The organism is Nanoarchaeota archaeon (assembly GCA_018897155.1).
GTDB lineage: Archaea > EX4484-52 > EX4484-52 > EX4484-52 > LFW-46 > LFW-46.
In genome coordinates this window covers 1-7,779 of sequence record JAHILE010000018.1, presented here as the reverse complement: position 1 = coordinate 7,779, position 7,779 = coordinate 1, and the positions used below count along the sequence as shown (strand labels likewise).

General features: G+C 40.6%; 7 protein-coding genes. 6 read left to right on the top strand and 1 reads right to left on the bottom strand.

All coding sequences use genetic code 11. The features are described from left to right. A partial coding sequence (locus KKB09_01840; protein MBU4299936.1) for a hypothetical protein occupies positions 1-1,669 on the top strand: 1,669 nt, incomplete at its 5' end. Positions 1,670-1,824: 155 nt separating this feature from the next. On the opposite strand, the gene KKB09_01835 is transcribed toward KKB09_01840, so the two are convergent. Then, positions 1,825-2,217, bottom strand: a complete 393-nt coding sequence (locus KKB09_01835) for a hypothetical protein (GenBank protein MBU4299935.1) — start codon at positions 2,215-2,217, stop codon at positions 1,825-1,827. 540 nt (positions 2,218-2,757) lie between these two features. On the opposite strand from KKB09_01835, the gene KKB09_01830 reads away from it, so the two are divergent. The 5 genes from KKB09_01830 to KKB09_01810 all read left to right on the top strand — a co-directional run. Then, positions 2,758-4,224: a LamG domain-containing protein gene (locus tag KKB09_01830; protein MBU4299934.1), complete on the top strand. Its 1,467-nt coding sequence runs from the start codon at positions 2,758-2,760 to the stop codon at positions 4,222-4,224. Between the two features lie 11 nt (positions 4,225-4,235). Continuing rightward, positions 4,236-5,630, top strand: coding sequence for a helix-turn-helix domain-containing protein (locus tag KKB09_01825; protein ID MBU4299933.1), 1,395 nt, complete (start codon positions 4,236-4,238; stop codon positions 5,628-5,630). A 370-nt stretch (positions 5,631-6,000) separates the two neighbouring features. After that, positions 6,001-6,411 carry a HEPN domain-containing protein gene (locus KKB09_01820; GenBank protein MBU4299932.1) on the top strand — a complete coding sequence of 137 codons (411 nt, stop codon included), beginning with the start codon at positions 6,001-6,003 and terminating at the stop codon, positions 6,409-6,411. Further along, positions 6,408-7,283 (top strand): nucleotidyltransferase domain-containing protein, encoded by an 876-nt coding sequence (locus KKB09_01815; GenBank protein ID MBU4299931.1) that lies wholly within the window; start codon positions 6,408-6,410, stop codon positions 7,281-7,283. The genes KKB09_01820 and KKB09_01815 overlap by 4 nt, the downstream gene beginning before the upstream one ends. Before the next feature lie 215 nt (positions 7,284-7,498). Continuing rightward, positions 7,499-7,779, top strand: a 281-nt coding sequence (locus KKB09_01810) for a hypothetical protein (protein MBU4299930.1), incomplete at its 3' end; no start/stop codon positions are given.

Below are 7,779 nucleotides of genomic sequence, written 5' to 3'. Positions count from 1 at the left end.
TGCAGGAACTCAGAATCGTGTTGCTAAGTTCATAACTGCAGGCACGTTGGGAGATTCCCTGATATTTGATGATGGCTCAAAAATCGGAATAGGCACATCATCTCCGGTTAAAACATTTGATGTCGTAGGCGATATCAATGCAACTGCCGGAATTTACGGCGTCAACATATATCAGAATGGAAATGCAGTTTTGGACAATACTAGTGCAATAAGTACGTATAATTCAAGTTATGATGCATTCATGATTGCGAATTACTCTGCAAAAACAGATTATGTAAATAACGCAACCGAAAGAGCATTATTTTTAAGCACTTATAATGCTTCTTATGTTCAAATAGGCGGGGATTTAAGCGGAACTGTGACTGCGCCTACTGTAATAAATACGCAAGGTTTGAATTGGGGTAACCTCACAAGCTGGAATCTTGGAGTTGCCTGGACCGGCTCTTTGGGATGGGAAAACATAAGCGGTTACAGCCTTGCCGGAGACAACATAACTGTTTCAAATAACGGCGGTGCATACACAATAACCCTTCCAAATCCTTCAGCAACAACCAAGGGTGGCGTTGTTTCATTAGTTTGCACGGGAAATGATAAGATTATATCAATAGGAACTGATGGCGTGCCTGTTTGTGGTTCTGATATCGATACATATAACACAACAACGGAAATGGTTAATGCAGTCAATGGTACAGCCATTAACATACTTGGAAATGCAGCAACTGTAACTAACGGCCTCTATACAACCACAATATTTACTGGCGGAAATATCACAGGATCATGGGATAACCTTCAGCTTGAAGATAATTCAGTGAATTCTGCAAAAATCATTGACAGCTCAATTGCAGCAGGAGATCTTGCTTCTGATTTGGCTTCTTTAAACAAAGTTTCAGCAGGAGAGATAACTGCGGCAACAGGGATGATAACAGTCACAAACGACCTTAGAGTCAATAAAAATCTTTACATAATAGGAAACATCACAAATGTCGGAGTCACAACAATAAATGTAAACGGTTCGGCAATACCTTTCTTTACAGATACATTTGACATAGGCTCTTTAACTAATACATGGCGTTATGGATATTTTGGAACTGATGTCATTGTCGGAGGGAGTTCCATCCTGAAAAACACAACATCATTTGATGGAAACGTTACAGGAGCATACAATAACCTACAGCTTGCATCGGGCTCTGTCGGAACCGTCCAGATAATTGACGGCTCAATAAATTCGACAAAGCTTGTTGCCGATCTTGGTCTTGGCTGGGCCAATCTCACAGGATATCCAAATAATTGTGTTGCAGGAGAGGCAATACAGAGCCTTGGCGATGGTTCATTTACATGTGTTGCCCTTAATTCGACAAGCGGGAATATGTCCGGAGCTGGAACTCCGAATTACGTCGCAAAGTTCACCGGAACGAATACTGTTGGAATATCTTCAATATACGATAACGGGACTAATGTCGGCATCGGGACGGCTTCGCCATCCGCCAAATTAGAAATAAACGGCGGAATGCGGCTTAATACAACAGATTCAAAATCAACATGTGATGCCGCACAAAGAGGCACTTTCTGGCTTGAGCAATCAGGGAGTGGAGTGGATGATTACATGTATGCATGCATGAGAAACTCCACCAGCGGCTACAATTGGGTGCTGGTTGCAAGGGCGGGATAAGAAATAGACTGTTAGAAGTTATCTTCAGCCTGTCAAAAACCTCACACATTTAGCGATGGATTGGTGCGGCTGGATGGTCAATTACGTATTAAAACAAATCACGGCTTTTAATCCTTTGGTGTGTTTAACTGATTATGTATTGATTTTTGAAGGGATCAATTATTGATGAGCGTTATATTTCTCTTTGAGAATTCAATATCGTGTTTTTTGAGAAATTCATCAATCGAGTTCTCTTTATCTTTAGGTGCTATAAAACAACCTGAAGTGACCTTTTCTCCATTGAGTGTCTGAAGCAATCCATCCTTTCCGTTTCTGCCTATTAGCTCGTAGTTGAAAAGCATTTTCTTTGATCTGTTTTTCTTTAAGAGGGAATACGTTATAAGAATGCTCACATTATTATTTGAAGTGTCTTTGATTTCTCTTTTGTCTTCTGACTCATTTGTTAAATCACAGTCGATGTCTAAACCGCCGCGATTTTCAGTTACTTTCGTTATCTCTTTTTTCAGCGCTTCCAATTCAAGGGAAATGGATGTTTTTTGGCTGTCCATTTTTTTCACTTTGAACATTTGAAGCCCTGCATTGAATCGCAGAGCGAAAATTTCGAAGGCTTGAAACACATAAATGTTTCATGACTTCGCACTAAAATTCTTTGAAGTTATCTCCCTTGTTTATGATAAACAAACATCTTTATATGTGTGTGTTGACAGTAAACAAAAATTTCTCCGTCGTTTACGGTAAACACAAAAAATCATGAAAATCTGAATTATTTTCAAGCTTTTTTACTGCAATGCAATAAAAAATCGCTACAAGTATATATAGAATCGTGAGAAAATATATGTTATCTGGTGCTGTTGATGCGTGATTTTAGCATTTGCTCTAATCTTATTCTTGTTTTGTCATTTCTTAGCGCTCTCATTTTTTTATTTCAGGCAGGCTTTGCGTTGAAAACTAACACCCTTCGGAATCACAAAATTATAAATATCTTTAGCAAAGCATGCGGATACAACAAATATTTCAGAAATTGCATAAAAAAATCGTATTCAAGGCCGCAAATCCATGTATCTTTATTTTTTGCTGCAGTGTTCTTGGTGTTTTTTGCGTATTTCGCTTTTGCAGTCCCAGCCATAACATTTTATTCCCCGACAGACGCAAATAATTCTTTCGTCAGCAGAACTTGGACATATGTGAATACTTCAATATCCGATGCAGGTAATGTGACCGCATTTATTGATTTTGATAGGGGTTTGGTTGGCTGGTGGAGATTCAACAATGAATCCGGAGAAAACTCAACTAAGTTCCGCGACTGGTCAGCATACGGAAACAACGGGACGTGCGTCGGCTCAAACTGCCCAACAAATACAACTGGAAAATTTGGCAATGCGCTTGATTTTGACGGTGTGGACGATTATGTTGTGGTTCCATATAGCGCTTCGCTTGAGCCGGATTATATTACTGTTGAGGCATGGATTTATCCGCCAACCGGCATACCACAAGGATACTTTGTCTCGAACTGGAATTCGTCAAGCAATGGATCGTTTTTATTTCAAATAACCTTAACTGGCAATTTGCAGGCAGATATTGCCAACGCTACCGAAGGTATCGCAACTAGTCAAATGAGCATTTCAAAAGATGCTTGGCACCATACTGCAATTACTTACAATGGTACTGACTTTAAATTATATTTGGATGGCAACTTAAGCGATACTAAAAACGTGACTGGCATCCTCAGAAAAGATTCCAATCCGCTTTTTATCGGAAACCGATTTGATTTGAAGCGAAATTTCAGCGGCAATGTTGATGAAGTCAAAATCTGGAACCGCGCTTTGTCGCCAGAAGAAATCAACGCATCCTACAACGCCGGAGTTTACAGATTATACCACAACTTTACCAACACGCCGGACGGCATCTACAACTACACAGCATACGCACAGGATTTGGCGGGAAATGTGAATCAGACCGCAACAAAACAGGTTGTAATTGACGCTAATCCGCCTTATGGCATATATGCTTGTCAGAACCTGACACGTGCCGGAGGAAGTTACATATTAATGCAGAATGTCTCATCCGCAGGGACGTGCTTCACAATCAAGGAGAATAACGTCACCCTTGACGGCGCCGGTTATACAATCAATTATTCAAAGACTGCGGCGGGGTATGCAATAGACAACCAGTTGGGCTACAACTTCACAACAATAAAGAATGCGAATATTTTGCAGGGGAATTCAACGCCTTTAAGCTCTTACGCGATTTATTTCTATGGCGCTTCAAACGGAACAATACAAAATAATACTATAATAACATCGGGCTTATTCGGATACGGCGTCCGGCTCCAATCGTCCAGCAATTCAAACAACGTCTCAAACAACACCATCACAACCTTTGGCTCAAGCGGATACGGCGTCTGGCTCGAGTTGTCCGGCAATTCAAACAACATCGCGAACAGTACGCAGGATTCATCAGGATATGGAAACGACGGAACCCAGTATGGCGGCGTGAACTGCACTGTTGACGGGAAGTTCGGCGGAGGGTGCGGGTTTGACGAAATATTTCTATAAAGATGATATTTATGGATGAAAAGGAAATGTTAAAAATAATCGGGAATGGAGAAAGTGAAACCGTGGAGCTCGAAGAAAGTTTTGATAAAGATGTGCTCGAAACAACGTCAGCATTTGCAAACGCTCGTGGCGGGACAATATTTATCGGAGTGAACGATAAACGAGAAATAAAGGGCATTTCGGTTGGTAAGGAAAGCCTGAAAAGCTGGGTAAATGAAATCTCTCAGGCTACAGAGCCAATAGTGATTCCTGAAATAGAAAAACACGAAGTTCATGGAAAAACAATAGTTTTAATTAAAATCACCGAGCCTCCACTAAAGCCGGTTTCCTATAAAGGGGTCTGTTATTTAAGGGTCGGGAACGGAAACAAAAAACTGACACCGAAAGAAATTTCTGAAATGCACCTGCAAACGATTGGCTCTTCGTGGGATTCTTATCCGGCAAGAGAAGCAAAAATCGAAAATATAGACATAGAAAAAGTTAAAAATTACATCAGATTAGCGAACGAAGCAGGGAGAAGGAAAATTGCAGAGAAACCTTTACAAGTTCTCGAAAAACTGGATTTGATTAAAGAAGGAAAACCAACTTGGGCAGTCATTTTGCTTTTTGGGGAAGAGCCGCAAAGATTTGTTTTGCAGGCAAAAATTCATTGCGGGAGATTCAAAGTTTCAAAGCTGAACATCCTGGATGACAAAATGATTGAGGGAGATTTGATTGCGCAGGTAGAGGAGGCAATGGATTTTATCAAAAAACATACAAGCGTCAGGTTTGAAATTACAGGAAGACCGAGAAGAGAAGAAATTTGGGAGTATCCGCTGCAAGCCATGCGTGAAGGCATTATTAATGCAATAGTTCATCGCGATTATACCGCGCCAAGCGAGATACAGATAGAGATTTATGACGATAGAATCGAAATATGGAATCCCGGAAGACTTCCTCCGGCACTCAGCATAGGAGATTTATATAAAGAGAATCATAAGTCGATTCCAAGAAACAGGGTTATTGCCCAGATATTCTACGATGCAGAGCTTATCGAGAAATATGGCAGCGGCACTACAAGAATGCTTGAGCTTTGCAAAAAGAGAGAAATATTTCTCGAATTCAGGGAGATTTCCGGCGGACTTTCTGCAATTTTTAGAAAGGACATTTACACCGAGGAATACCTGAGAGATATGGGCATGAATGAGCGGCAGATAAAAGCGGTTTTATATGCAAAAGAGAGCAAAAGAATTACAAACAAAGAATATCAACAGGTTTGCAATACTTCTGAAAGAACTGCCTCAAGAGAGCTATCGGAATTAGTCAAAAAATCAGTATTCCGCCAGATAGGCATTACCGGAAAAGGGACGGCATATATTTTAGCCGCCAAAGGCGCCAAAAAGGCGCCAAAAAGGCGCCAAATGTGAATTATATGGGCAGAAAATTACAATCAAAATTCCGGTTAAGCTTAGCATCAGCCCTCCTGCTCTTTATCTCAAAATTCATAAAAGGAATACAAGTTCGGCCAATAGCCGCCGCCGCATTATTTATTATGGTTCTTTTCTCTGTCCAGCCGGCGCATGCGTTAACCAACATATCCGCCTGCGGCGTTACATTAAGCACCGCAAATGAATATTATGGATTAAATACGTCAATCAACTTTTCAGGAATTTGTCTTATGATTGGAGCGGAGAATTTGGCGAGGGAAACCAGACAAATAGTATGCTTGCGGGTAGATTACCTTTATAAACTACGGTATACAAAATATGAACTATAGTTAACAAATAGTGAATTAAAATGGTAACTAATGAAGGAATAAAGCAAAACTGGGGCAAAACAGAAGAGCAGTTGAATGAGGCAAAAAGGTTCATGGAAGAAGACAAGATTGACGAGGCATTGTACTTCGTCTGGATTGCTGCAGAAAATGTTGTGAATTCATTGAAAACCGGAATAAACGGCATTTACCTGAAAGACCATAAGGAAAAAAGCTACATATTGAAGGACTATTTTATCCTTGGAACGCTCAAAAAAGACTACTCGAAAACATTCGGGCGGCTCTCAAAATACAGGCTTGCCGCAGGCTTTCATCCGTACACTTCCATACCGAAAAGCTATACTAAGGCAGATGTGCTGAAATTTTTAAAAGAAATTGAGGAGCTAAGGGCAGAAGCAAGAGAAGCATTAGTAAAAAGAGGCGTCTTAAAATGATACTTGAAAAAGAGTCTGAAATAAAAATTCTGAGGAATTTTTATGAAAACCCGTTTGAGTATTTTTCAATAGCCGAAATCAGCGAAAAAACGGATATTTCACGGAACTGGACATATAAGGTGATGGGTAAATTGGTAAACTCCGGAATTCTTTCGGAATCCGGAAAGAAATACAAGCTGGATTTTTCCAATATATTCTGCAAAAGGCTGAAGCTTCTCTTTGATGCGGATTTTCTTGAATCGCAGGAAAGCGGCATCGGAAGAAGAATATTGTCCATTGCGGACAAAATCCGCTTTGAGGCGAGCCCCGAATCAGTTATGTTGGTGGGCTCTGCCGCCATGCAAAAAATGAGAAAAACAAGCGATCTTGATTTTCTGGTAGTCGGCGGGAAAAAAGAAAAAATCCCCTTTGTCGAGAATGCGAACATTGTTTCGGTTTCGGAAAAAGAGCTTACTGAAAAATACGTAAAAGGCGACGACTTTATAATTTCCGCTCTTGTTTTTGGAAAGATAATCTACGACAGGGAATACGCCGTGAGATTTCTTGAAAGCCCTCTTCCGATATTTTCGCAGGAGCTTATCCAGGAAAAAATAAAGTACTGTGAAACGCTTGAGGAAAGAATATATTCATTGCTGAAAATTGATGAAACCGAGGCTAAAAACGAGCTGCTTTATCTTGCATTGCAGGCAGGAAGGCTTGTCCTTTTGCGGAAAAGAATTGTTCCGAAAACAAAGCACGATATCGCCATGCAGGTAAAGCCCTACGAAAAAGAGCTTTCAGGCATTATTTTGCGCCTGCTTGAAGGGAAGAAAATGAGTGCAAAGGATATGCTGGATTGCGCCAAAAAGTGCATGTCGGTTGCGAAATCATGAAACCGCTTTACAAGCATGTCGGTTTCAAGCTCTTCGGGTGCCGAAGATCGTAGAAATTATACGCGCTTGAAATATCAAAATCTGCAGCCAGCCGGGAATTGAAGGAGCTATCTGACAAAGGAGTGCTGAAAAAATTAGGCCTGACCGGAAGAGGTATAGTATATGTGCTTGCCGAAAGGGCTCACAATAGGCTCAAAAATAAAGGGGTAGTTGTAATGAAACCGTTGCCAAAAATCATTTTAATCATATCACTATCCTTTATGTTCTTTCTCTCAGTTAATCCAAGCTATGCCTTAACCAACATATCCGCCTGCGGCGTTACATTAAGCACCGCAAATGAATATTATGTTTTGAATACGTCCATCAATTCTTCAGATACCTGCATTACAATCGGCGCAAACAACGTCACCCTTGACGGCGCCGGCTACACAATCAACTATTCAAAGACTGCGACTGGATACGGAATAAACAACACGCTTGGCTACAACTTTACGAC

Excerpts from the sequence above, each read along its gene's own strand:
- KKB09_01835 (MBU4299935.1), bottom strand. The coding sequence starts at position 2,217 with ATGGACAGCCAAAAAACATCCATTTCCCTTGAATTGGAAGCGCTGAAA.
- KKB09_01825 (MBU4299933.1), top strand. The coding sequence starts at position 4,236 with ATGGATGAAAAGGAAATGTTAAAAATAATCGGGAATGGAGAAAGTGAA.
- KKB09_01820 (MBU4299932.1), top strand. The coding sequence starts at position 6,001 with ATGGTAACTAATGAAGGAATAAAGCAAAACTGGGGCAAAACAGAAGAG.
- KKB09_01815 (MBU4299931.1), top strand. The coding sequence starts at position 6,408 with ATGATACTTGAAAAAGAGTCTGAAATAAAAATTCTGAGGAATTTTTAT.